The 21,962-nt window shown below is 44.7% G+C and carries 21 protein-coding genes; 8 read left to right on the forward strand and 13 right to left on the reverse strand.

Annotated elements, in window-relative coordinates; genetic code table 11:
• Window positions 1–50: 50 nt before the first annotated feature.
• Both DTQ70_RS24450 and DTQ70_RS24455 read right to left on the reverse strand, forming a co-directional pair.
• Entirely contained in the window at window positions 51–1,727 is a 1,677-nt protein-coding gene (locus tag DTQ70_RS24450; protein WP_122933224.1) for an AMP-binding protein, read from the reverse strand.
• 112 nt (window positions 1,728–1,839) lie between these two features.
• Window positions 1,840–2,811 carry a zinc-dependent alcohol dehydrogenase family protein gene (locus DTQ70_RS24455; protein ID WP_122933225.1) on the reverse strand — a complete coding sequence of 324 codons (972 nt, stop codon included), beginning with the start codon at window positions 2,809–2,811 and terminating at the stop codon, window positions 1,840–1,842.
• Between the two features lie 69 nt (window positions 2,812–2,880).
• Between DTQ70_RS24455 and DTQ70_RS24460 the strand changes: the two genes are divergently transcribed.
• Complete coding sequence (locus DTQ70_RS24460) at window positions 2,881–3,606, forward strand: 1-acyl-sn-glycerol-3-phosphate acyltransferase (RefSeq protein ID WP_122933226.1); 726 nt, start codon at window positions 2,881–2,883, stop codon at window positions 3,604–3,606.
• Window positions 3,607–3,627: 21 nt separating this feature from the next.
• Here the strand turns inward: DTQ70_RS24460 and DTQ70_RS24465 are convergent, their stop codons facing one another.
• The 3 genes from DTQ70_RS24465 to hisA all read right to left on the reverse strand — a co-directional run bounded on the left by DTQ70_RS24465 (window position 3,628) and on the right by hisA (window position 5,479).
• Window positions 3,628–3,867, reverse strand: a complete 240-nt coding sequence (locus tag DTQ70_RS24465; protein ID WP_028525763.1) for a hypothetical protein — start codon at window positions 3,865–3,867, stop codon at window positions 3,628–3,630.
• Entirely contained in the window at window positions 3,842–4,441 is a 600-nt protein-coding gene (locus DTQ70_RS24470) for an RNA polymerase sigma factor (RefSeq protein ID WP_028525764.1), read from the reverse strand. Before DTQ70_RS24470 ends, DTQ70_RS24465 begins: the two co-directional genes overlap by 26 nt.
• Window positions 4,442–4,756: 315 nt before the next feature.
• A complete protein-coding gene (gene hisA / locus DTQ70_RS24480; protein WP_122933228.1) occupies window positions 4,757–5,479 on the reverse strand; it encodes a 1-(5-phosphoribosyl)-5-[(5-phosphoribosylamino)methylideneamino]imidazole-4-carboxamide isomerase in 723 nt (240 codons plus the stop codon).
• A 182-nt stretch (window positions 5,480–5,661) separates the two neighbouring features.
• On the opposite strand from hisA, the gene DTQ70_RS24485 reads away from it, so the two are divergent.
• Together DTQ70_RS24485 and murI are read left to right on the forward strand one after the other, a co-directional pair.
• On the forward strand, window positions 5,662–8,067 hold the full coding sequence (locus DTQ70_RS24485) for an endonuclease MutS2 (RefSeq protein ID WP_122933229.1): 2,406 nt from the start codon (window positions 5,662–5,664) through the stop codon (window positions 8,065–8,067).
• Between the two features lies 1 nt (window position 8,068).
• Window positions 8,069–8,899, forward strand: a complete 831-nt coding sequence (gene murI / locus DTQ70_RS24490; protein WP_122933230.1) for a glutamate racemase — start codon at window positions 8,069–8,071, stop codon at window positions 8,897–8,899.
• Window positions 8,900–8,965: 66 nt separating this feature from the next.
• Here the strand turns inward: murI and DTQ70_RS31210 are convergent, their stop codons facing one another.
• Window positions 8,966–9,088 carry a hypothetical protein gene (locus DTQ70_RS31210; RefSeq protein ID WP_255417938.1) on the reverse strand — a complete coding sequence of 41 codons (123 nt, stop codon included), beginning with the start codon at window positions 9,086–9,088 and terminating at the stop codon, window positions 8,966–8,968.
• A gap of 19 nt (window positions 9,089–9,107) precedes the next feature.
• Window positions 9,108–10,343 carry an ABC transporter permease gene (locus tag DTQ70_RS24495; protein ID WP_122933231.1) on the reverse strand — a complete coding sequence of 412 codons (1,236 nt, stop codon included), beginning with the start codon at window positions 10,341–10,343 and terminating at the stop codon, window positions 9,108–9,110.
• A 200-nt stretch (window positions 10,344–10,543) separates the two neighbouring features.
• Here DTQ70_RS24495 and DTQ70_RS24500 point away from each other — a divergent pair, with 200 nt between their 5' ends.
• A complete protein-coding gene (locus tag DTQ70_RS24500; RefSeq protein ID WP_122933232.1) occupies window positions 10,544–11,386 on the forward strand; it encodes a universal stress protein in 843 nt (280 codons plus the stop codon).
• A gap of 108 nt (window positions 11,387–11,494) precedes the next feature.
• Here the strand turns inward: DTQ70_RS24500 and DTQ70_RS24505 are convergent, their stop codons facing one another.
• The 5 genes from DTQ70_RS24505 to DTQ70_RS24515 all read right to left on the reverse strand — a co-directional run bounded on the left by DTQ70_RS24505 (window position 11,495) and on the right by DTQ70_RS24515 (window position 13,996).
• Entirely contained in the window at window positions 11,495–12,085 is a 591-nt protein-coding gene (locus DTQ70_RS24505) for a pseudouridine synthase (RefSeq protein WP_122933233.1), read from the reverse strand.
• Entirely contained in the window at window positions 12,082–12,276 is a 195-nt protein-coding gene (locus DTQ70_RS31355; protein WP_164490294.1) for an RES family NAD+ phosphorylase, read from the reverse strand. The genes DTQ70_RS24505 and DTQ70_RS31355 overlap by 4 nt, the downstream gene beginning before the upstream one ends.
• Before the next feature lie 52 nt (window positions 12,277–12,328).
• On the reverse strand, window positions 12,329–12,427 hold the full coding sequence (locus tag DTQ70_RS31135) for an MbcA/ParS/Xre antitoxin family protein (protein WP_229600005.1): 99 nt from the start codon (window positions 12,425–12,427) through the stop codon (window positions 12,329–12,331).
• A gap of 15 nt (window positions 12,428–12,442) precedes the next feature.
• A complete protein-coding gene (locus DTQ70_RS24510; protein ID WP_229600006.1) occupies window positions 12,443–12,745 on the reverse strand; it encodes an antitoxin Xre-like helix-turn-helix domain-containing protein in 303 nt (100 codons plus the stop codon).
• 69 nt (window positions 12,746–12,814) lie between these two features.
• Window positions 12,815–13,996, reverse strand: coding sequence for a thiolase family protein (locus DTQ70_RS24515; protein WP_122933234.1), 1,182 nt, complete (start codon window positions 13,994–13,996; stop codon window positions 12,815–12,817).
• Window positions 13,997–14,065: 69 nt separating this feature from the next.
• On the opposite strand from DTQ70_RS24515, the gene DTQ70_RS24520 reads away from it, so the two are divergent.
• Window positions 14,066–14,965, forward strand: a complete 900-nt coding sequence (locus DTQ70_RS24520; protein ID WP_122933235.1) for a DMT family transporter — start codon at window positions 14,066–14,068, stop codon at window positions 14,963–14,965.
• Window positions 14,966–15,142: 177 nt separating this feature from the next.
• On the forward strand, window positions 15,143–16,507 hold the full coding sequence (locus tag DTQ70_RS24525; protein WP_122933236.1) for a DUF2254 domain-containing protein: 1,365 nt from the start codon (window positions 15,143–15,145) through the stop codon (window positions 16,505–16,507).
• Window positions 16,508–16,597: 90 nt separating this feature from the next.
• Here DTQ70_RS24525 and DTQ70_RS24530 read toward each other — a convergent pair whose 3' ends face one another.
• Window positions 16,598–17,569: an aldo/keto reductase gene (locus DTQ70_RS24530; protein ID WP_122933237.1), complete on the reverse strand. Its 972-nt coding sequence runs from the start codon at window positions 17,567–17,569 to the stop codon at window positions 16,598–16,600.
• A gap of 63 nt (window positions 17,570–17,632) precedes the next feature.
• On the opposite strand from DTQ70_RS24530, the gene DTQ70_RS24535 reads away from it, so the two are divergent.
• Together DTQ70_RS24535 and DTQ70_RS24545 are read left to right on the forward strand one after the other, a co-directional pair.
• A complete protein-coding gene (locus DTQ70_RS24535; protein WP_122933238.1) occupies window positions 17,633–20,071 on the forward strand; it encodes an AsmA-like C-terminal region-containing protein in 2,439 nt (812 codons plus the stop codon).
• Window positions 20,072–20,428: 357 nt separating this feature from the next.
• Entirely contained in the window at window positions 20,429–21,646 is a 1,218-nt protein-coding gene (locus tag DTQ70_RS24545) for a porin (RefSeq protein WP_122933240.1), read from the forward strand.
• Window positions 21,647–21,962: the final 316 nt, after the last annotated feature.

Raw genomic sequence — 21,962 nt, forward strand, 5'->3', positions numbered from 1 at the left:
AAGCCTATCTCTGACTTAGCCAAAATCGTGCCATTTAGTAGAGTACTCCGTTACGATTCCCAAATTATACTTTCTTTGGTTTCGTACCAAGGTTCCATCATTGGGGCATAATTTTTTTCAATAACGTTTCTTTTTGTCTTCATTGTGGGGGTAAGCATGTTATTATCGACCGTCCAGGTGCCCTTTATGATGACTATTTTTTGCACTCTTTCGTATGTTTTTAGGCGAGGGTTAAGGTCAGAAAGGGTTGAATTTAGGCTTTGATTAATGGTATCTTTGTCAAATTTTTGGGCCATTTCTGATAAAACAACGAGGGCGATGGGCTGCGGTAAATTTTGCCCTACAACACAAATCTGCTCAATCATTTTGTTGTCCGCAAAGCCAAATTCTATCTGTGATGGTGCCACATATTCTCCCTTCGACGTTTTGTACATTTCTTTGACTCGACCCGTAATTTTGAGGTACCCATCTTCATCGACTTCGCCTACATCGCCTGTGTGAATCCATCCATCTGAGTCGATGGTGTCGGCAGTGAGGGATGGTTCACGGTAATAACCCAGCATATTCCAAGGCGAACGAGTTAGAATTTCGCCTGTACCTTCCGCAATGACGACCTCCATGCCTGGGTAAATTTTACCCACACTGCCATCTTTGGGGTTGTCGTGAGGCATCATGCACACCGCCCCTAGGTTTTCGGTCATTCCGTAGGCCTCCTGAATGGTAACTCCCAAACGCCTAAACCAACGAATCAAGGAAATCGGCATTGGTGCCGCGCCTGTAAGTACCAATTGGGCTTCATTGAGCCCAAGCCCTTGCCTGATTTTTTTCTTGACAATACCACTCAATATTGGGATTTTGAGCAGCATATCTAGTTTCTTTTGCGGCATTTTGGCCAAAATACCCAACTGAAATTTGGTCCAAATACGAGGTACAGCCAAAAAATGGGTCGGGCTCGCCGCTGCTAAGTTTTTGGCAAAAGTATCAAGCGATTCGGCAAAATAAACCGTTCCGCCTGTACCCAAACTTGTCGCTTCAATAATGTTTCGCTCTGCAATGTGACACAAAGGTAAATAGGAAAAAAAACGAGGATTAGGTACATCATACCGAAGAATGTCCTTAGTTCGGCCAACGGCCTCTGATACCGCTCGGTGCGTCACCATCACTCCTTTGGGGTTGCCTGTAGTCCCCGAAGTATAAATGATTGAAAACAATTCATTAGGTTGAGGCGTGGGATTGTCGGAAATAGGGGCGTGGTTGGCCAAAATGTTATTCCACTGAATGTGTTCAGAATCAGGGTTATAAGTGGGAAACGATATACATTTAATCGCTGAAGAAACTCCTTTTTTCATTCCTGACCAATCGTCGAGCTTACCTACAAACAAAACCGAGCAACCACTGTGGGTGAGCACTTGCTGAAGCTGGTCGGCGGTGAGGGTAGCATAAAAAGGTACCGAAACGTGGCCTGTCATCATGATGGCCAAATCGGCAATAATCCATTCGGCACAGTTTTTGGAAACCAGCCCGATGTTGCTTTGTGGCGGTAGGTTGAGCGAGCGCAGGTAGGCCGAAACCCGCCGCACTTGGTCACCGACTTCTTTCCATGTATAATCTCTGAAACTATCCCCAAAGGGCTGACGAAGATAGACTTGATGAGGACGTTCTTTTTCCCAATGGTATAAATTGTCAACAAAGGTAGTGATTGGCGTTGGTGAGTTGGTGGCTTTCATCGTTGGTTAGTCGATTTAGGTATAGTAACAAAAATAGAATTTTTTTGATAAAAAATTGATTTTTGTTACTATAAAATTCTTTGCCAACGAAATGAAGATTCAACACATTCTTTTAAGGCTTGATCAACACTTTCCCCCAACGCCCGTGCGCCTCGGCGTGCGTAACGGCTTTGGCTATTTCGTTTAAGGTGTAGGTTGCTTCAATCGGCATCTGTACTTTCCCCGTGGCAAGCAACTCAATCACTTCCCCAGCAACGCGGTGGCGAGTGGCTGCTTCGGTGCGCTTCATCCAGTCGGTTAGCCAAAAACCTTTGACCACAAGCTCACGGAAAATCATCAGCCCAAAATTGATATTCGGGTCTTGCAAACTCATCAACCCATACACCAGCATAACACCCCCTCGGCCCATACATTTGAGGGCTTCGCTGGCAGTATGCCCACCGACACACTCCAATACGGCGCGTACACCTTCGTGGTTGGTAATTTGTTGGACTTTTTTCGGAACGTTTTCTTCTTCAGTATTGATAATTTCGTCGATTCCAAGAGCTCTTAATTCTTCGTTGAGGTCATTGCGGCGTACCGTTCCGATGGTTTTGATGCCTCTCATTTTACAAATTTGAATCACCATTTTACCCAATGCAGAAGCACAGGCCGTAATCATGAGCCATTCGCCCGCTTTTACGCCCGATTCTTCCACCATCGCAACGGCCGTGAATGGGTTAACAAAAAGTTGGGCGGCCACCTCGTCCGACATGGCTTCGGGCACTGGAATAAGGGTGCGGTGGTTAGTTAAAACGTATTCGCTCCACGCGCCAATCGCCGTAAAACTTACGCGCGTACCAGTGCTAAGTTTCACATTGGCTCCTGCTTGTTCAATCATCCCAACACCCTCAAATCCTGCGCCTGAGGGTAACTGAGGCCGAATGCCGTATAGGTTTTGGACAAACATAATATCGGAAGGGTTGATGGGGCTTGCCAATACCCGAATCAGTACCTCGTCGGGTCCAGGAGTGAGTGGGTTTACTTCTTCTACGTGAAGAATGTCGGCAGGTTTTCCAAAATGTTGGAATACGACTCGTTTCATAAGAGTTTTAGGTTAATGGGTACGGAATAAAATCTAATTTTACGGTTCAATATTCGTCAATTTATTTTTATGAAGCTACTCTACACAGTTTGGTGTGCTTTTTGGCTCATTTTGATTTTTTTGTTGCTGTTTCCTTTCATGTTTATTTGTCTCCAACGGGAAGCGTGGAAACCGTACGCCCATTGGTTAAACCGATTGTGGGGCAAACTGTTTTTTCCCTTGGCGGGGATTAAAATTGAAGTAGAGTATCAATTTCGTCCCGACCCTGCACAAGCTTATGTGTTCTGTGCCAATCACTTTTCATACCTTGACATTGCGGTTATGGGGGTGATTCTTGAGAACTACTTTGCTTTTGTGGGCAAACATGGGGTTAAAAATATTCCGTTGTTTGGCTATATGTTTCAAAAACTTCACATTCAGGTCAATCGCGAAAACAGCCAAAGCCGCGTAGGGTCGTTAAGTCGGGCTCTAAAAACACTGGCCAAGGGGAGAAGCATTGTGATTTATCCTGAAGGGGGCATAAAAACAAAAAAGCCACCTCAGATGCACTCGTTTGTGGACGGGGCATTTAAGATGGCCATTCAGCAGCAAGTGCCAGTAGTACCTGTCACCTTGCTGACCAACTACAAAATCTTGCCTGATGAGACACCCATTCGGCTATCTCGTTATCCAATGAAAGCCATTGTACACGAGCCACTCGTGACAGTTGGGTTGGGGCAAGAAGACGTTATGACGCTCAAAAACAATTGCTTTGAGGTCATTGATAGAGCCTTACGTGGCGTTCACAAACTATAAAAAAAGCAATCAACCGAAGCTTTAGGCGACCGATTGATTGCTCTTATAATTTTGTGAATACGCCAAAATGTTGGAAACAACGCTGTTTGAGGGCGTTCGCTCAATTTTGTTCATCAGACTTTTCATCTCAAGGGCATCGAGATAAAATTCTAATAACTCTTGATCCCCGATAAGGGCATCTTCTATGAGCACATTTTCGTCTTCGGTGGTTTCTTCGTAAACATACCGAATTACATCATCTGGGGTAAACAGTTGTATCATATATAGGAACGCGGTTGCTGAGTTGCTTTCGCAAATTAATCAGCGCGTAACGCATTCTCCCCAAAGCCGTGTTGATACTCACTCCTGTGGCATCGGCGATTTCCTGAAAACTCATGTCTTCGTAATGGCGCATAATAAGCACCTGACGCTGAGGATCGGGCAATCGTTGAATGAGTTCGCGAAGGTGCTCGTGTGTTTCTTGACGAATTTGGAGCGACTCGATTGAGTCTTCCGAAAAGTCTAAGGTATTGAACACACTGCTTCCATCTTCAAACACTACTTCCGGGTAACGTTTATCACGCCGAAAATGGTCAATAGCCAAATTGTGAGCAATTCTCAATATCCACGGCAAAAACTTGCCCTCATCGTTATACTTACCAGACTTGATGGTATCCACAGCTTTAACGAAGCTATCTTGCATCAAATCCTCAGCTACGTACTGATCTTTAACAATCAAATAAATAGTGGTGTAAATCTTTGACTTGTGACGCTGAACAAGTTTTTCGAAGGCTTTCTCGCTGCCTTGGATGTACAATGAAACAAGCTCACTGTCGCTAACTTGGTACTTTTCCATTTTTTTATGTACAATTAGTTAACGTAAAGCGTTGTTTCGATAGTATGTCCCCCTTTTAATTTTAATGAAGAAATTTATTTTGCGTCTTATTCTTGTGCCAAAGATAAATGATAAAAAAAATATTGTGCAAGCGTTTGCCAAATTTTTTTTAAAGTGTAATCGTAACACCAAATTTAATTTCGACTATTCAGAAGAAGTCAGAATAAATGTCGGTATTACACTAATCAAAGAAAAAATAGGATAGGTGTTTAAATTTTAATTTTTTTAATCTCTAAACACCGTATTTCTTCTAAGTAAAAGCAACTGGTTTTTGGACTAAGCTACCCAGCGCGTTAATTCGGACAAGGTAACTCTGCCTTCATAAATCGCTTTCCCGACAATCACGCCAAAAAGATTCATTTCAGCCAAACGCTCAATGTCGCCGATGTTGCTTACCCCCCCGCTGGCTATAATATGTAGGTCGGGACAGTGCTCTTGAAGGTTTTTGTACAAATCAAAGGAAGGGCCTTGAAGTAATCCATCTTTGGCGACGTCGGTACTGATGGTGTATTTGGCTCCTTTTTCTACCCATTGTTGCACAAAATCATATACCCACAAACCCGTGCCTTCTTCCCAGCCGCTCACGGCTACGCGTTCGTTGCGGGCATCGGCGCCCAAAATCATTTTGTCGCCGCCGTGTTGGTTAAGCCACGTTTCAAATAAGTCGGGATTTTTTACGGCAATACTTCCACCCGTTACTTGTTTTGCTCCCGATTCAAAAACGATACGTAGGTCGTCGTCAGATTGTACTCCACCGCCGAAGTCGATGTGAAGCTGGGTTTGGGTGGCAATTCGCTCCAATACTTTCCAGTTGACGACTTTTTTTGCTTTGGCCCCGTCCAAGTCCACCAAGTGGAGGCGAGTCAAGCCCGCATCTTCAAACTCTTTGGCAACTTCGAGCGGGTTTTCGTTGTAAATGGTTTTTTGACCGTAATCGCCTTGCGTGAGGCGGACACACTTGCCTTCAATGAGGTCTATGGCAGGGATGATATGGAACATAAGGACTTAGTCAATCAACAGACCTTCGGAAGTAGAAGGACGAAAGTTGGGGGTGAGTTTTTGCGGTAAAATTAAGGAGTGTAAGTGGGTTTAACAATACTGACTACCTTTGTAGGAACTTTTCACCAGATTTTGAGCATTGAAAAGAGGTAATCGGTGCTGAACAGCATGACAAAATAGAAATGTTATACCCGCAAGATTTAGAACAAAAATTAGGTTTTGACCGTATCCGCGAGCACTTGAGAGAGCTTTGCTTGAGTCCGCTTGGACAAGCATTTGTGCAGAAGATTCGCTTTTCGGACAATTTTGCCGTCATTGATAAACTTACCCGCCAAACCGCCGAAATGAAGGCGATTATGGAGGAAACCTCGGGCGAGTTTCCTGCCCAAAATTACTTGGATGTGACGACTGCCCTCGAAAAAATTCGCATCGAAGGCATGTTGCTCTCGTTGGAGGAGTTTTATGACCTGAAACTATCGCTTCGTACGATTCGTCAGGTACTGAAATTTTTGGCCGACCAAGAGGATGACCGCTTTCCGTTTTTACGGGAGTTGGCAGGGAATGTGAAGGTAGAGAAATCGGTCAGTGATTCTATCGACCGCATTATTGATGACCGTGGTTTGGTACGCGACAACGCTTCGCCTGAGTTGGCGGACATTCGGCGACGGCTGATTTCTGAGGCGGCGACGGTGCGTAAAAAATTGGAATCTATCCTAAAACACGCCAAAAATAGTGGCTGGGTCAACGATGACGTGTCTTTTACGGTGCGTAATGGCCGCATGGTGATTCCGATTTCGGCCGAGCACAAGCGTAAATTAAAAGGGTTTGTCCACGACGAATCAGCGACGGGACAAACGCTCTTTATGGAGCCCGCCGAAGTACTGGATGCCAATAACGAAATTCGTGAATTGGAATACGCCGAACGCCGCGAAGTGAATCGTATTTTGATTCAGTTGGCCAACCAAATTCGTCCGCACTTGATCGATTTGCAGCGGGCGTATCAGTTTTTGGGGATGGTTGATTTCATTCGTGCCAAGGCAAAACTAGCGTCATTGTTGGATGCTTCGCAGCCTACGTTTGTGAATCAGCCCATGATTGACTGGCGGCAAGCGCGGCATCCGTTGTTGTATTTGTCTTTCCAACAGCAAGGCCGAAAGGTGGTGCCGTTGACCATTCAATTGTCGCAACAGCAACGGATTTTGGTCGTTTCGGGTCCCAACGCAGGTGGAAAATCGGTCTCACTCAAGACCATTGGCTTAGTACAATATATGTTTCAATGTGGGCTGTTGGTGCCCATGCGAGAAGATTCTAAAATAGGACTTTTTCAGAATTTGTTTATTGATATTGGCGATGAGCAAAGTCTTGATAATGACTTGAGTACGTACAGTAGCCACCTCACAAACATGAAGTACTTCTTGAACTTTAGTCAGAAGAAAACCTTGTTTTTGATTGATGAATTTGGAACGGGAACCGAGCCAAGTTTAGGGGGAGCGATTGCCGAAGCGATTTTGGAAGATTTGACCAAATCGGGAGCGTATGGAGTTATCAATACGCATTACACTAACCTCAAAACCTACGCCGATAAAACGCAGGGGCTGGTCAATGGTGCGATGCGTTACGATGGGGAACATTTGGAGCCACTATATGAACTTGAAATTGGAAAACCAGGGAGTTCGTTTGCCTTTGAAATTGCCTCAAAAATTGGATTACCTAAGGCTGTCGTGCAGCGGGCAAAAGGGAAGTTAGGTTCTCAACAGGTCAACTTTGAGAAGTTGATAAAAGAATTGGAAATTGAGAAAAAGGTCTTCTCGGAGAAAAATATTGAGGTGGGTATTAAGGAGCGAAAATTGGCTCAGCAATTGGTCGAGACGACGGCATTGCAATTGCGCTTAGACAATGACCAAAAGAAAATTCTGAACGACGCCAAGCAAAAAGCGAAGCAATTGTTGGCCGATACTAACCAACGAATTGAGAATACCATTCGCGAAATCAAAGAAAATAAAGCCGAGCGCGAACCTACCAAGCAAGTCCGCCAAGAATTAGAAAAATTTGAGGAGAAGGAACTGGTTCTTCAGCCCGTCAATGAGCCCGAAAAAGAGGAGTTTTTGCCCGAAAAAGGAGAAATTACAGTTGGAAGTTTTGTGAGAATCAAAGGCCAAACGACGGTAGGAGAGGTGTTGGCGATGAAAGGGAAAGATGCCGAAATTCGGATTGGCGACTTAAAATCGAACGTGAAATTGAACCGTTTGGAAAAGGTGTCAAAGAAGGCATTTAAGGAAGCTACGGGCGAAAAAAGCGCGGGAATCCGCCTCGGAGGAATTGACATGAACGAGAAAATGCTCAATTTTAGTTTTAACCTTGACATTCGAGGAAAACGCGGAGAAGAGGCGATGATTGAGCTTGATGAACTTATCAACAATGCCATCATGCTGGGCTACGACGAATTGCGAATTGTGCACGGAAAAGGTGATGGTATTTTGCGGCAATTGGTTCGGAATCACCTCAAAACGTTCAAGCAAGTAGGAAAAATGACCGACGAACACCCCGACCGTGGCGGAGCGGGAGTGACGATTGTTCAGATGAAGTAATATGAAAATACAAGGGCCGATTGGCGTATTTGATTCTGGGTACGGAGGGTTGACTATTTTAAAAGAACTGGTCAAGCAGTTGCCGCAGTACGATTATTTGTACTTGGGAGATAACGCGCGTGCTCCTTATGGCACGCGCTCGTTTGATACGGTTTATCATTATACTTTGGAGTGCGTAGAAGCATTGTTTGCCAAGGGATGCCACTTGGTGGTTTTGGCCTGTAATACGGCTTCAGCCAAAGCCTTACGGAACATTCAACAACTGGATTTACCACATATTGCGCCCGACAAACGCGTATTGGGCGTCATTCGCCCGACGACGGAAGTAATAGGTACGTTTACGGAGAGTCAGCACATCGGTATCTTTGCCACGGCAGGAACGGTTGCGTCGGAGTCGTATTTGGTTGAAATAGAGAAGTTTTTCCCAAAAGCAAACGTGCACCAAGAAGCGTGTCCTATGTGGGTGCCGTTGATAGAAAATGGAGAATTTGACAGTGACGGTGCCGATTATTTTGTCAAAAAACACATCGAACACTTGCTCGGCCAAGCGCCAAACATAGACGCAGTTTTGCTAGGGTGTACGCATTATCCTTTGTTAATCAAGAAAATACGTCAGTTTTTGCCTGCTCACATTCGCATTGTGAATCAGGCCGAAATTGTGGCGACAAGTTTAGGCGATTACCTTCGTCGCCATCCTGAAATGGACGTAAAATGTGCTAAAAACTCCCAACGTATTTTTTATACCACTGATTCAACGGAGGCATTTGACCGTCAATCGGCAGTGTTTTTTGGGCAGGAAGTGAAGAGCCTTCATCTTGATTTGGGGAAATAGGAAAAATTAGGAATTAGTACGTTGTTAGATGAGTTTCATGGAAATTTTCTCGCAGATGCGCACAGATTAAATCCCCGCAGATGGACGCAGATTAATAACTACATACGTCCGTTGTTCAGCGGAAATCTGCGTTTGTAATTCAGCGGCTTTCTGCGGGTAAAAAATGAAATTATTTACTTGACTCTTCATTCGGTAGGGCAAAAATAACCTATTCTTCTGCTAGCGTCCGTGACAGATTAATGCGATAAATGCCGATGGAAGGAATGGCTGCGGCCAAAATTCCAATCAAAATAGCACCACCAAACAACCAAATTTCTTCGCTCAGAAGGCTAAAGTCAGAGAACGAGTAGTGATAGTCTGACTCGGCAGCGCGGCTAAATAACCACAACCCTACGCGACTCAACAGCACTCCCGCTACGTATCCTGCTACGCCAAGCATGATTCCTTCGAGCAAAAGCATCACAAAGAGTTTGGTACGGGTTGCGCCCATGGAAAGCATCAAGGCCATTTCGTATTTACGTTCTTTCAACGAGTTGTAAAGCGAAATAAACACACTCACGCCCGCAATCAAGATGATAATCAGGGCAATAGCGCGCAGGGTGTCGATACCAACACCGAGCATTGAAAACAAGCGATTGATTTCAAACGCTACCGAAGCGGCCTGCATTTTGGTGTTTTCGTTGATAAAACGAGGCAAAGCAACCATGCCCATTGGGTTACGAAATTTAATCAACATGCTCGTAATTTCCTGGCTTGGATCGTCGGTTTGGGTAGAGTCGTCGTCCATGAGCAAGTCGGTTACGTTGGCACCTTGGCCTGGTGTTTCGGCATGTTCGTGAATGGCCCAAACGCTGGAGAGGTCTGTCAAAATCAGTTGGTCAATCACCGAATTATTGGTTTCAAAAATCCCCACAACCTTGTATTTTTTGTCGCCATGTACGTCGTCCATGTTGTCGAAACCGTGGCCTCCTGCAAATACATCTCCTACTTTAAGCCCCGTAATGCGCGCTACTTTCGCACCGATGGTTGCTTCCATCGCTTTTTCAAAAAGTCGCCCTTCTGATACATTAGCTTCAAAATGTTTAGGGTATTTGGGATTGGTTCCTACGATGCGAAACGAGAGATAATTGTCGCCCATCGACAACGGAATCGCGGTTTTAACCAGCGGATTTCGCATTATTTTTTGTGCTTCGTCGAGCGAAATATTCCCCGTTGGAGAATCGATTTGGTAAATACTCGACAAAATAAGCTGCAAAGGACTGCCTTTAGCCCCTACAACCATGTCGATGCCTTTGATATTGCGGCGAAATTGCTCGTCAAGTTGTTTGTTGAGAAGTAACAACAACGAAATGATACCAATTCCGAGCGTCATGAGTAAGGCACTCAGAAAACTATTGAGTTTTTTATCTTTGAGATTGGCCCAGCTAATCTTGAAAAGGTTCATCGGTGTATAATCGGATAAAGAAAATGAGTTACCAAAGTTACGGATAGATGAGGTGATAGACGGTATTCGTTGATGATATTTTATTGGGACTCGGTGTTAGTTGATGTAAGTCAGTTAGTTAGCGTGATATTCATCATACTTAAAACAAGCCGACAAAACTACCTTGAGCTATCAGTTCAAACCAATAAACACTTATCACAATGAAAAAGATACTAGTTCCAACCGATTTTTCTGGTTTTGCCAATAACGCCCTCGAAGTGGCTGCCGATATAGCTTTGAAAACAAATGCCTCAATTATGCTGCTTCATGCCAATGAAAAAATGGTCACAGCTACGCCGTTGGCGGAGTACTATTTGTACGACAAAGCCATTGAGGATGAGTATCTTGACATGGTTAATGAAAGTTTGAAAAAGACCCTCGCTGAGATAGCAGACAACGATAAATTTGCGCGGGTTAAAATTGAAACGGCCGTAATTGGTGGCCCGATGGTCAGCGTGATTGAAGAAGTGGTAAAAGACCACGCCATTGACCTGATTGTGATGGGAACACGCGGTGCTTCGGGTATGGAAGAGTTTTTTATTGGTTCTAATACCGAAAAAGTAATTCGTCGTGCTCCATGCCCTGTATTGGCCGTGCCCAAAGCGGTTACATCGTTTAACAAAATTGTGTTCCCGACAACTTTGAAAGATGATCAAAAAGGAGCATTTAGTGCCTTGGCCGAGTTACAAGATATTTTCCACGGAGAAATAACGTTGCTCTACCTCAATAATCCAAGCAATTTGAAAGACAACGCCGCGATTGAAGCGCGTAAAAATGAATTGTTGAAAGCAGCGGGCTTGGGTAAAGCAACCCTCTTTGTGTCGGATGCTGACGTCTTTAATGAAGAAGAAGCGATTTTGGATTTTGCGCACCAACAAAAAGCCGATTTGATTGTGATGGCTACGCACCAACGCCGCGGATTGGCGCACATGTTTATGGGAAGTATCACGGAAGATACCGTCAATCACTCTGATATTCCTGTGCTTAGCATTAGTATTCGATAGCAGAAGTGTCAGTGGTTACTTATAACCACTGGCGAGGTTTCTCAAAACCGAGTGCCACAAGGTTTTGAGAAACCTTTTTCGGGATGTGAGCATCCCTCAGCACGATTCTCAGCACCGTAATTTTTTAAAAAGCCATTCTTTTTCTACTTCTTTCACTTCTGAGGGTTGAAGTGACCCCAGTTTTACGTCTTCAATCGACCAACGAACCAATCGCAACGTAGGGAAACCTACTGCGGCGGTCATGCGGCGTACTTGGCGGTTTTTCCCTTCGTGAAGCGTAAGGGCTATCCAACTTGTCGGGATATTTTGGCGAAATCGTACGGGAGGATTACGTTCGGGCAATAGTGGTTCATTGACCAATTGCTGTACTTTGGCGGGCAAGGTCGCGTGTGGTTTTCCATCAATCGAAATCGTTACGCCTGTTTGAAGTTGGCGGCAAGCTTCCTCCGAAATTTGCCCATCCACCTGTACAAAATAAGTACGCTGATGTTTAAACTTAGGATTGAGCAGGCGGTTGTTCAGAAAGGTGTCGTTGGTTAAAAGTAGTAACCCTTCGCTATCAGCATCGAGGCGACCAACGGGGTAAATATCTTTCGGGAAGTCAAACGGTAAATCAGCCAACGTGGGCTTGTCGCCTTCCTTTGAGAACTGTGACATCATTCCGTAGGGCTTATAAATCAGGAAGTAACGGTATTTCATTTAAAAAATCGGCTATCGAACGAAAAGGGAATACTTTCCACCACCTTTACTTCTTTCATCCTTGGGTGGTTCGGATTGATGAGGTAATTGAATGACATAGGAACAATCACCGAAGGAATCGCCATTACCGGCGAAGATTGTTGCTTAAACCAGTGGTTAGTAAATTGTTGAGTTGTAGGCGAAGTATAAATGCTATCCCAACCGTGAAAACTTGGCTTTTTGAAGGCGAAAAACGTGTATCATCTAAATGTAAACGCCGTACTCGATGCGTCCTAGGGCAGTTTCTACTACGTTTAAGCCCGTGATTGTGGCCAATAACTGAATCGGGGCTTCCCCATTCATGGTTCGCAAGGGGCGTCATAGCCAGCGCTGAAACTTTTCTCGGCTCTCAAAAACGGCTTCTCCGTATTGAAGAATTTTCTTTAGTTGCAATAGCCGATCAGAGGCGCTGGCATCAAGACGGGCGTCTTCTTTGTAGAGATGATAAGTACGTTCTGACAGGTTTAAAATTCGGGCCATTTCGCGGTCATTGAGGTCATAGACATTGGCCAACGCATCGGCGTCGTTTTTAGTAAGACCTTCTCGCGTTTTTTCGATGAGTAAAAAAGGGTCATCGAAGGTCAACAACAGAAAAGACGATTGTTGAGGTTGTGTAATCATGCCTTGGTTATTTGACACAAATATAGCTGCAATTTGGCACACTTTTGTTCCTGAGAACCGCAAAGCGCTTTAAACCTTCTCAATAATCATAGCCGAAGCGCCACCTCCACCGTTACAAATAGCGGCGAGGCCGTATTTTCCTCCTTTTTGCGTGAGTACATTTTGAAGTGTAACGACGATACGTGCACCCGAGCAGCCAAGTGGGTGGCCCAGCGACACTGCTCCACCAAACACGTTGGTTTGTTCGTGCGATATGCCCATTTCTTTCATAAAGGCCATCGTCACCACCGAAAAGGCTTCGTTTACTTCAAAATAATCAATATCGCTTATACTCAGTCCTGCTTTTTTGAGGGCTTTGGGCGCAGCAACGGTAGGGGCAGTGGTAAACCATTCGGGCTCATGCTCGGCATCGGCAAACGACACAATGCGTGCTAATGGCGTGATGCCAAGTTCTTTGACTTTGGCTTCGCTCATCAAAATCGTCGCCGCTGCTCCGTCGTTGATAGTGGAAGCATTGGCCGCAGTCACGGTGCCCTCTTTCGTAAAAGCAGCCCGAAGTGACGGAATTTTGTCAAATTTTACATTTTTATATTCTTCGTCTTGAGCAAACGTAGTAGGGTCGCCTTTTTTCTGCGGAATTTGAACGGGCACGACTTCCTGCTGAAAATTCCCCTCGCTCCAAGCGGCGGCACTTCGTTGGTAAGAAGCAATGGCAAACGCATCTTGCTCTTCGCGACTGAAACCGTATTTGCTGGCGGTCGCATCGGCGCATACGCCCATGGCCATGCCGCCATAAACATCGGTAAGGCCGTCTTTGGCAAGGCCGTCGATGAAGGTTCCGTTGCCGTAGCCGTAGCCACCAAAACGGGCTTTGTCGAGGTAAAACGGAATTTGGGACATGTTTTCCATTCCTCCCGCCACTACCACATCGGCGTCGCCGAGTAGGATGTCTTGGGCGGCCATCATCATGGCTTTCATGCCCGAAGCACACACTTTATTGACGGTTGTACAAGTGGCGTTTTTGCTAAGTCCTGCAAAGATGGCTGCTTGGCGCGCAGGCGCTTGGCCGAGATTCGCCGAAACGACATTGCCCATATATACCGCTTGGACCAGATTGGGGTCTATGTTAGCTTTGGTAAGTGCCCCACGAATGGCGGCTGCTCCTAGTTGCGTAGCCGAAACCGTTGACAAAGAACCCCCAAAACTTCCGATGGGAGTGCGGGCCGTGGATACTATATAAACCGATTGCATGTCGATAATGAAAATAAATTGGTTTAAGATATAAAGAACCAAAGGTAAAGGTTTTTCGGTTTGTTCAATATGACTCGACCGTATTACTGGCTTGGTGCCATTTTTGTGTTTTTTGCTGCTTTTTGTTTTGCCATGAAAGGCATTTTTATCAAGTTAGCTTTCCGTCATGAGATTGATGCGATTTCTCTTCTAACCCTGCGCATGGGGTTATCTGCACCGTTTTACGGACTCATCGCATGGCGGCTTTCGTCCCAAAAAGACAACGTTCGTTTTACTCCCAAACAATGGCTTTGGGTGGCTTCGATGGGAGTCACGGGCTACTATTTTGCGAGCTATTTCAACTTTTTGGCTTTCCATTACATTACAGCGAGCTTGGAGCGCATTTTATTGTTTATTTATCCAACGTTTGTGTTGTTAATCAATGCTTTTTTTCGGAAAAAGGCGATTACCAAACTTCAAATAGGAGCAGTCGCGCTGACTTATACGGGTATCGTGCTGGCTTTTGCCCAAAACGTAGATTCATCCCAGCAAAAGGACTTGTTTTGGGGTTCTTTTTGGGTGATTATCAGTGGTTTGGTTTATGCGGTTTATTTGGTGGGAAGTGATAAGATTATCTCCCAAATCGGTGCTCAAAAATTCACGGCCTACGCCATGATAGCCGCTACTGTACCAACGGTCGTCCATTGTTTTGTGGAAAATGGGTTGCACATAGGCCATTTTCCGCCGGAAGTTTATTGGATTGGGCTGGTAATGGCACTGTTTATTACAGTACTTCCTTCGTTTGCTTTGACCGAGGGAATTAAACGAATAGGCTCAGGAAACGCCTCCATCATTGCTAGTATTGGCCCTGTTTTTACCATTTTTGTGGCAACAGTCGTATTGGATGAACAAATTTCAGCCTTACAAATTTTCGGAACGCTGCTGGTGTTGCTAGGAGTGTTTTTGATTGGTTGGAAAGGCAATAAATAGGAATGCCGAGGGTCGAGTGCAGAATGTCGAATGGTGAACATTTTTTATTCGACATTTTGCACTCGACATTCTATTCGACGATTACAGTCGGGTTGTGAGCAACCCTCAACACAGATAAAATACCGCATTCGACATTTAAAAAAAGGTAATTTTGGCGGAACGTAATTTTTTGCCAAAATGCTTTTCCGTCGATTGTATAAATTCCATGAGCAGGTCAAATCAAGCTGGATATGGCTGATGCTTACTTCTTACATCATTACCGCTCTTCTGAGCATTGTGTTACATGGTTGGCAACCAGGCCAAAAAGGGGTGTTGTTAGACGGCTACCTGACGGCGTTGGCAGGAATTTTGACAACCATCGTGGTAACTACCTTCTCGTTTGTGTTTGTGGCTTTGCAGTTGGCTTCCGTACAGTTTTCGCCCCGCATTATCCGCTCCTTTTTTGAATACGACCACTTTAGCCGTTTCTTTTTGTGGTCGTTTTTGGCTTGTGTAGGGTACTTGATGGGGCTTCAGTATTTCGGCTGGTCAGAGGCATCGTTGATTTATCCAAAATTTGGTATCGTCGGTAGTTTTTACCTGATTTTGATGGTATTCCCTTTGTTTATTCACCACATTGTTGGCAATATCAATGCCTCCAGCATTACCCAAAATATTGCCCGTCGCACCATTGAAGAAATTGACGAATTGTACGAGTCGATAACTCCTTCCGAAGCCAAAACAGGAAAAGTACGAATCCTAGCCCCCGTAAGTGGTTATTTGGATTCCATTCGTTACGAGGCATTGGAGGCCTTGTTTCCGTTGGAAAAAGAGGTAAAAATGACCGTTCGACCGCACATCGGGAGTTTTGTGATTAAAGGAGGCGTACTCGCCGATATTGATTGTCCGCCCGCGATGCGCGATTTTTATGCACAGCTGATAAAGCCGATTCAGGGTTGTTTTGTCATTGATAAGTTCCGAAGTTATAAACAAGACATTCCGTTTGGGATTCGCCAATTGGTGGACATTGCCATCAAAGCCATTTCGCCCGCGGTCAATGACCCAACGACGGCCCTCAATTGTATCGACTACCTTGGTTCGATTATCCAACGGGCTGCGCAAAGCGAAGCAAATTCGCGGGAAGCTAAGCTGTTGGCCCAAAAGAACATTCACATACGAGAGTTTAGCTTTGAGCAATTGGTGGATTTGGCGTTTGACCAGATTTATTTTTGGGGAAAAGAAGATTATATCGTAGTACGGCATTTACTGAAAACCATCACGAATTTACTACCTTTTATGCCTTCAGAAGAGAAGCTAAAAGTGCTGCTTCGGCAGGTAGAAGATCTTGAATTACAGTACCTTCACGATGAAGAACAAAAAGGGAAATTAACCGCAACTTTTCCCCGAAAAGAACACCGCAATAGCCTCCGCGACCATTTGGCCGAATTTTATGAAGGTGCCCTGGAAGCAATCGGTGAAAAAACACCCACTTCAGTGGCACTTGCTGGGAAACAAGCACAATTTCGTAGTTCATTAAAAGCAGTAGCCAAATGCTATGAATGAGAATGTCGAATTTTGAGTGCAGAACGTCGAATGGGATTTTATTCGACACTCTGCACTCGACATTCGGGTTGTGAGCAACCCTCAGCACATTTATTGGCTCCAACTCGTAGGCGTGCGATCCCAGCGGTGGCCTTTGAGGGCGTCAATCAGGTCGGCGGATAGTTTTTGGCCATCCGAAGTAGCAATGTTAGCCTCGACGTTTCTGATTTTTCGCATCCCAGGAATGGTCGTCGCCACGTCTGAGTTGTTTAGAATGAACCGTAAAGCCATTTCGGGCATATTCATACCCCCAGGAATCAACGGGCGCAGGGCGTCGGCGTGTTCTACGCTCGAAATCAAGTTTTCGGGTACAAAATACGTACTACGCCAATCGTTTTCAGGGAAAGTCGTTTCTTTGGTAAATGTCCCCGTGAGTGTTCCTTCGTCGAAAGGCACCCGCGCAATCACGGCCACGTCCAGCTCACGGCAAAGGGGGAAAAGATTATCTTCGGGCGCTTGGTCGAAAATATTGTAAATGACCTGAACGGCTGAAATCAAGCCTGTGCGAAGGGTGTTCAATACATTATCAGGTTCCCAGCGATTGACACTAATCCCCCAGTGTTGTACTTTGCCTTCACGCGTGAGTTGTTCAATCGCCTTTTGCCATTCTTCGTGTTGTGCCCATTGGTCTTCCCATACGTGAAACTGTTGTAAATCAATGGTTTCAATACCAAGGTTTTTGAGGCTTTTTTCGGTGTATTCCACAATGTGCGAGGCAGGAAAGCACTCTTCCAAGCTGTATTCAGGCTTCGATGGCCATTTGAAATTCTTGGGAGGGATTTTGGTGGCGACGTACAACCGCTTGTCGGTATGGCGCTTCACGAGTTGGCCGAGTACTTGTTCGCTTTGCCCTGCGCCGTAGCCCCAAGCCGTGTCAAAAAAGTTACAGCCCAATTCCACCGAGCGGTCGAGGGCAGTGGTGTATTCGTTTTCTTCGGAGCCAGTCCAGCCTGCCAAGCCCCACATTCCGTAGCCGATTTCGCTTACTTGCCAATCGGTTCTTCCAAATCTTCGGTATTGCATTTGTGTTGGTACGATTTTTTCAGCTAAAAGTAGTGTATATTGTCGTGTTACTTTCCAACAGTCATGCCGTTTCCGAAATTTCTTAAAATAGGGCTTTACATTTTGGGTGGTTTTGCGGTACTCGCAGGCGGGGCGTTGACGTGGGCATACCAATACCGCGACGATGTATTTCAGTACTTACTCAAAGAGGCCAATGCCCGCATCCGTGGGACAGTGACGGCCCGTAAGCTTGATTTTACTCCTTTTGCTGGCGGTTTTGGCTTGTCGTTTACACTTTTTGACATTCATCTGCGCGACAGTGCCTACGCAATTCACCACAAAGAACTACTGGCGCTGGAACGGCTGACGGTTCACATCGACTTGCGGCATTTACTTCGTAAACAGTTGCAAATCAATTCAGTAACGGTTGATAAAGGAAAACTATCGGTTTTTGTGGATAAAAACGGGTACAGCAATTTGCAGGCAGTTGCTCCTAAAGATTCTTCATCGACCCAAGATACAACTACCAGCGCGGAGGGTTCTTTGGGGAAAGAGTTACTCAAAAGCCTTCGCCAAGTAAAAGTGAAGGAAATGGAGGTGCATTTGCAAGATTCGTTGAAAGGAAAAGATATTCACTTTTGTTTGGAAAAAATAACCAATGACCTCGAACGCACCGATACCTGTTTGTGGGTACACCTGCGGGGAAAAACGCAGTTTCGTCAGTTGACTTTTAATCTGAATCGGGGTGGGTTTCTGGAAAATAAGGCAACAGAGCTTGATTTACACTTGTCGTACGACCTTCACCGACGCGTGGGTATTGGCCCTTCTGAAGTGTTGGTCGAGCAAGATAAGTTTCGATTACGGGGCAGTTTTGATTTTAAAGACGAAGGCCGAGTTCAGTTGTTTGTCAGTACTGACACCATCGCTGCGCCAAGAGCGTTGTCAATTTTACCACGACGATTGGCCAAACGTATCGCCAAACATAAAGTACTGCCCGTTGTCAGAGCCGAAGTGAGTGTCGATGGGCCACTGAGAACTGGAGCCGACCCTCACATTGAAGTGGATGTGCAAACCCAAACGTTTTTGTACAAAAGTGCGATTGGGCCACTCTCGCAGACACTGGGGCGAGCTCATTTTACGAACCGCGCCGATACGTCGTTGCCCGTTAGCAACCAGAACTCCCGTTTGGTTGCCCCCCATGTGAGTGGGCTATTGTACGGCGTTATTCCCATGAATTTGTCGTTTACCATTACTGATTTTGACGACCCATTTTTACACATGGAGGGCAATGCCAAAGCCAAAGTGGCTCGGTGTAAGGCGCTTTTTGACCCCAATCAGGTTCAGCCTAAAGCGGGGAATGTTGTGGTGAATTTTTGTTATAAAGGTAAAATTTCTCCCATTTTTGATCCGAAAACCAACCGACTAAACGGCAAACTTGACGGAAATGCCAAGCTAGAAAAGGTGGCGTTTTTATACACCCCCCAACAAATAGATATTCAACGTGTGGATGGCTTTGTTCGCTTTGCGGAAGACAAAGCAGATTTAACGTATTTGCACGTGTATCACCAAAAAAATCAAGTACGGGTAAGTGGTAATGTGACGGGGCTAACGCCTTATGCCTTTGGGACAACGTCCTCGGTGAAGGCAAAGGTCTCGATTTTTGCGCCTGACTTGGGCTTAGACTGGGTACGAAATTACCGTCCAACTCCTCAAAAAACAACCAAGAAACAGTTGACAGACATTACCTCAAAGTTTATTCAAAACTTGGATTTAAAAGTTAATTTGGCGGCTCGACGGGTGCATTATCGGAAGTTTGAGGCGCAGGGAGTGAGCGGACGGGTGTATATGACTCGCCAAGCTATCCGTTGTGAAGACGTAAAAATGCACGCTTTTGGGGGCGATTTTCGGGTGACGGGCGGCATTGAGCAGTTCGATTTACCAATCCATCGGTTGTATGCCAAAGGAAACGTGGCCAATGCCGACGTACAAAAGGTGTTTTATGCGTTTGAAAATTTTGGACAACAGACTGTTTCAGACCAAAACTTGAGCGGAACGCTGAGTACAGACTTTACGTATAGTACCCAATTAGACAAGGAGTTCCAGTTGTTGCCTAAAACCATGAAAGGGCAATTGAGTTTTAAATTGATCAATGGCCAACTCAACTATTTTAAGCCACTCTTACGCATTCAAAAAGTACTTTTTAAGCGCCGTAATTTTCAAAAAATTCAGTTTGAAGGTCTTAAAAATGATTTTGTCCTTCAAGGCCAAGAGTTGTCGATGAACCAAATGAAGGTGGCGTCTAGTGTATTGACCTTTTTTGTGGGAGGAACGTACAGTTTTGGCGATAAAACTGATTTGTTGGTACATATTCCTCTGAATAACCTCAAGCGCAATCCTGACGAAGAGGAACTTGAAACATTGGATGGAAACAATTTGCTGATTCGGGCGGTGGATGAGCGGGGTGAAATCCGACTCAAGTATGACATGGATTGGCGCAAAAAAGTAAGGCGACCTCAACGATGACATAACAATTACTTAACAATAGGTGAGTGTTTATCAATGGCAGTTTTTCTCTGTTTTCGGTCAATACGCACTATTTTTAAGCGTTGTTTTCTCTTCAAAAAAACGTTTATCTTCTTCTTTTTTTTAAGTAAATTTTTGATTATCAGGTGCTTGGGTAAATAATATCTCCCTTTTTGAACTAATGTTTTATACAAGAAGATGGCTCCCAATCATTATAAAACGTAATGTAAATTGCTGCAAAACATAATATAAAATTAATGATTTGGTAACAAACTTAATAATGTAGCAACATTTGGGAAACAGTAATTTTGCACCGACAATTAACCCAAGACACCAATACAACTCTGACATCTGGAAATGAAAAAGTACTTAGGAAGCGCTGCTTTCTTGGTGGGGCTATGCCTTGGCCAATCGTCTTATTCTCAGGTAGAAAAGCCCAAAGAAAGTACAGGACTGAAACTAGATTTAGCAAAAAAATGGTTTGAACGGATTAGTCTTCGCGGTTATGCGCAGGTTCGTTACAATCGCCTTTTTGAAACTAATTCTAAGTTGAAATGTGAACAGTGCGACAGATCATGGGGCGAAAATGGCGGCTTTTTTGTGCGCCGTGGACGGCTCATCCTTTCGGGTGATGTTTCCGACCGTTTGTACATCTACGTGCAGCCTGATTTTGCTTCTAACGTAAGCAATTCATTTCAACACAGCTTTCAGATTCGGGATGCGTATTTTGATTTAGCAGTTGATTCAAAAAAGGAATTTCGCTTTCGGGTTGGGCAAAGCAAAGTCCCTTACGGATTTGAAAACATGCAATCTTCGCAAAATCGCCTTTCGCTTGATCGGGTTGATGCCCTCAATAGTTCAGTGGCCAACGAGCGCGATTTGGGTGTAATGTTTTATTGGGCTAATGCCAACATCCGAGAACGTTTTGCCTTCTTGGTAAAATCAGGCTTAAAAGGCAGCGGCGACTATGGCATTTTTGGGTTGGGTGTTTACAATGGCCAAACCGCTAACAGGGCAGAAGTCAACAATAACTCCCACGTTGTGGCCCGCCTCACTTATCCCTTTAAATTCAAGAATGGCCAGTACGTGGAAGCTAGTATTCAGGGATATAGTGGGAAATATACCATTGAGAAAGATGCAGCCAATAAAGGTACCCAAACGTTGTTTGATGACCGCCGTGCGGCAGCCTCATTGGTTGTTTATCCTCAACCTTTTGGCTTTCAAGCAGAGTATAATGTAGGCAAAGGGCCAGAGTTTGACCCCGCTACCATGACTACCCAACTAAAAAAACTTTGGGGAGGTTATGCCCAAGTGATGTATCGTTATAATTGTCCGAATCATCAGTTGATGCCCTTTGCTAAGTATCAATATTATCATGGCGGAAAAAAACAAGAAATAGATGCTCGCCGCTATATCGTAAATGACATAGAGCTGGGAGTAGAGTGGCAATGGAAAGATTATTTTGAGCTAACGGCGCTCTATACTATATCAGACCGTGTGTTTGAAGATAGTAAATTACCCCAAAATCATCAGAAGGGGAGCTTGTTGCGGCTCCAGGCGCAGTTTAACTTTTAGTCAATACGTAACAATTTATTAACATTGGAGTAGGCGTCGCGTTTTAGTCTCTTCACTTTTTTAGGTTAAGCTTTCGTCTTTACTTTTTTATCAGTGGCACAAAAAGGGAGATAATCTCCTTCCTTTTTGTGCTTTTTTGTTTGTTAAAATATTGATAATCAATAATTTTGTGGATGGTTCGGGTTTATTGTGCCATTTTTTTTAGAAAAAAGTTCGGGAGAAGTGTCTCAAAGTAAATACAACTCGCTGAAAACCTGACCTTTGAAAAATTAACACAAAATTAACAATTTGGTAACAAATGAAATTTTACAGCATC

This window comes from Runella sp. SP2, from assembly GCF_003711225.1.
Lineage (GTDB): Bacteria > Bacteroidota > Bacteroidia > Cytophagales > Spirosomataceae > Runella.

What these genes read in the sequence shown, in the direction of transcription:
- DTQ70_RS24450 (WP_122933224.1), bottom strand. Translation starts at nt 1,727, where the DNA reads ATGAAAGCCACCAACTCACCAACGCCAATCACTACCTTTGTTGACAAT.
- DTQ70_RS24455 (WP_122933225.1), bottom strand. Translation starts at nt 2,811, where the DNA reads ATGAAACGAGTCGTATTCCAACATTTTGGAAAACCTGCCGACATTCTT.
- DTQ70_RS24460 (WP_122933226.1), top strand. Translation starts at nt 2,881, where the DNA reads ATGAAGCTACTCTACACAGTTTGGTGTGCTTTTTGGCTCATTTTGATT.
- DTQ70_RS24465 (WP_028525763.1), bottom strand. Translation starts at nt 3,867, where the DNA reads ATGATACAACTGTTTACCCCAGATGATGTAATTCGGTATGTTTACGAA.
- DTQ70_RS24470 (WP_028525764.1), bottom strand. Translation starts at nt 4,441, where the DNA reads ATGGAAAAGTACCAAGTTAGCGACAGTGAGCTTGTTTCATTGTACATC.
- hisA (WP_122933228.1), bottom strand. Translation starts at nt 5,479, where the DNA reads ATGTTCCATATCATCCCTGCCATAGACCTCATTGAAGGCAAGTGTGTC.
- DTQ70_RS24485 (WP_122933229.1), top strand. Translation starts at nt 5,662, where the DNA reads ATGTTATACCCGCAAGATTTAGAACAAAAATTAGGTTTTGACCGTATC.
- murI (WP_122933230.1), top strand. Translation starts at nt 8,069, where the DNA reads ATGAAAATACAAGGGCCGATTGGCGTATTTGATTCTGGGTACGGAGGG.
- DTQ70_RS31210 (WP_255417938.1), bottom strand. Translation starts at nt 9,088, where the DNA reads ATGAAGAGTCAAGTAAATAATTTCATTTTTTACCCGCAGAAAGCCGCT.
- DTQ70_RS24495 (WP_122933231.1), bottom strand. Translation starts at nt 10,343, where the DNA reads ATGAACCTTTTCAAGATTAGCTGGGCCAATCTCAAAGATAAAAAACTC.
- DTQ70_RS24500 (WP_122933232.1), top strand. Translation starts at nt 10,544, where the DNA reads ATGAAAAAGATACTAGTTCCAACCGATTTTTCTGGTTTTGCCAATAAC.
- DTQ70_RS24505 (WP_122933233.1), bottom strand. Translation starts at nt 12,085, where the DNA reads ATGAAATACCGTTACTTCCTGATTTATAAGCCCTACGGAATGATGTCA.
- DTQ70_RS31135 (WP_229600005.1), bottom strand. Translation starts at nt 12,427, where the DNA reads ATGAATGGGGAAGCCCCGATTCAGTTATTGGCCACAATCACGGGCTTA.
- DTQ70_RS24510 (WP_229600006.1), bottom strand. Translation starts at nt 12,745, where the DNA reads ATGATTACACAACCTCAACAATCGTCTTTTCTGTTGTTGACCTTCGAT.
- DTQ70_RS24515 (WP_122933234.1), bottom strand. Translation starts at nt 13,996, where the DNA reads ATGCAATCGGTTTATATAGTATCCACGGCCCGCACTCCCATCGGAAGT.
- DTQ70_RS24520 (WP_122933235.1), top strand. Translation starts at nt 14,066, where the DNA reads ATGACTCGACCGTATTACTGGCTTGGTGCCATTTTTGTGTTTTTTGCT.
- DTQ70_RS24525 (WP_122933236.1), top strand. Translation starts at nt 15,143, where the DNA reads ATGCTTTTCCGTCGATTGTATAAATTCCATGAGCAGGTCAAATCAAGC.
- DTQ70_RS24530 (WP_122933237.1), bottom strand. Translation starts at nt 17,569, where the DNA reads ATGCAATACCGAAGATTTGGAAGAACCGATTGGCAAGTAAGCGAAATC.
- DTQ70_RS24535 (WP_122933238.1), top strand. Translation starts at nt 17,633, where the DNA reads ATGCCGTTTCCGAAATTTCTTAAAATAGGGCTTTACATTTTGGGTGGT.
- DTQ70_RS24545 (WP_122933240.1), top strand. Translation starts at nt 20,429, where the DNA reads ATGAAAAAGTACTTAGGAAGCGCTGCTTTCTTGGTGGGGCTATGCCTT.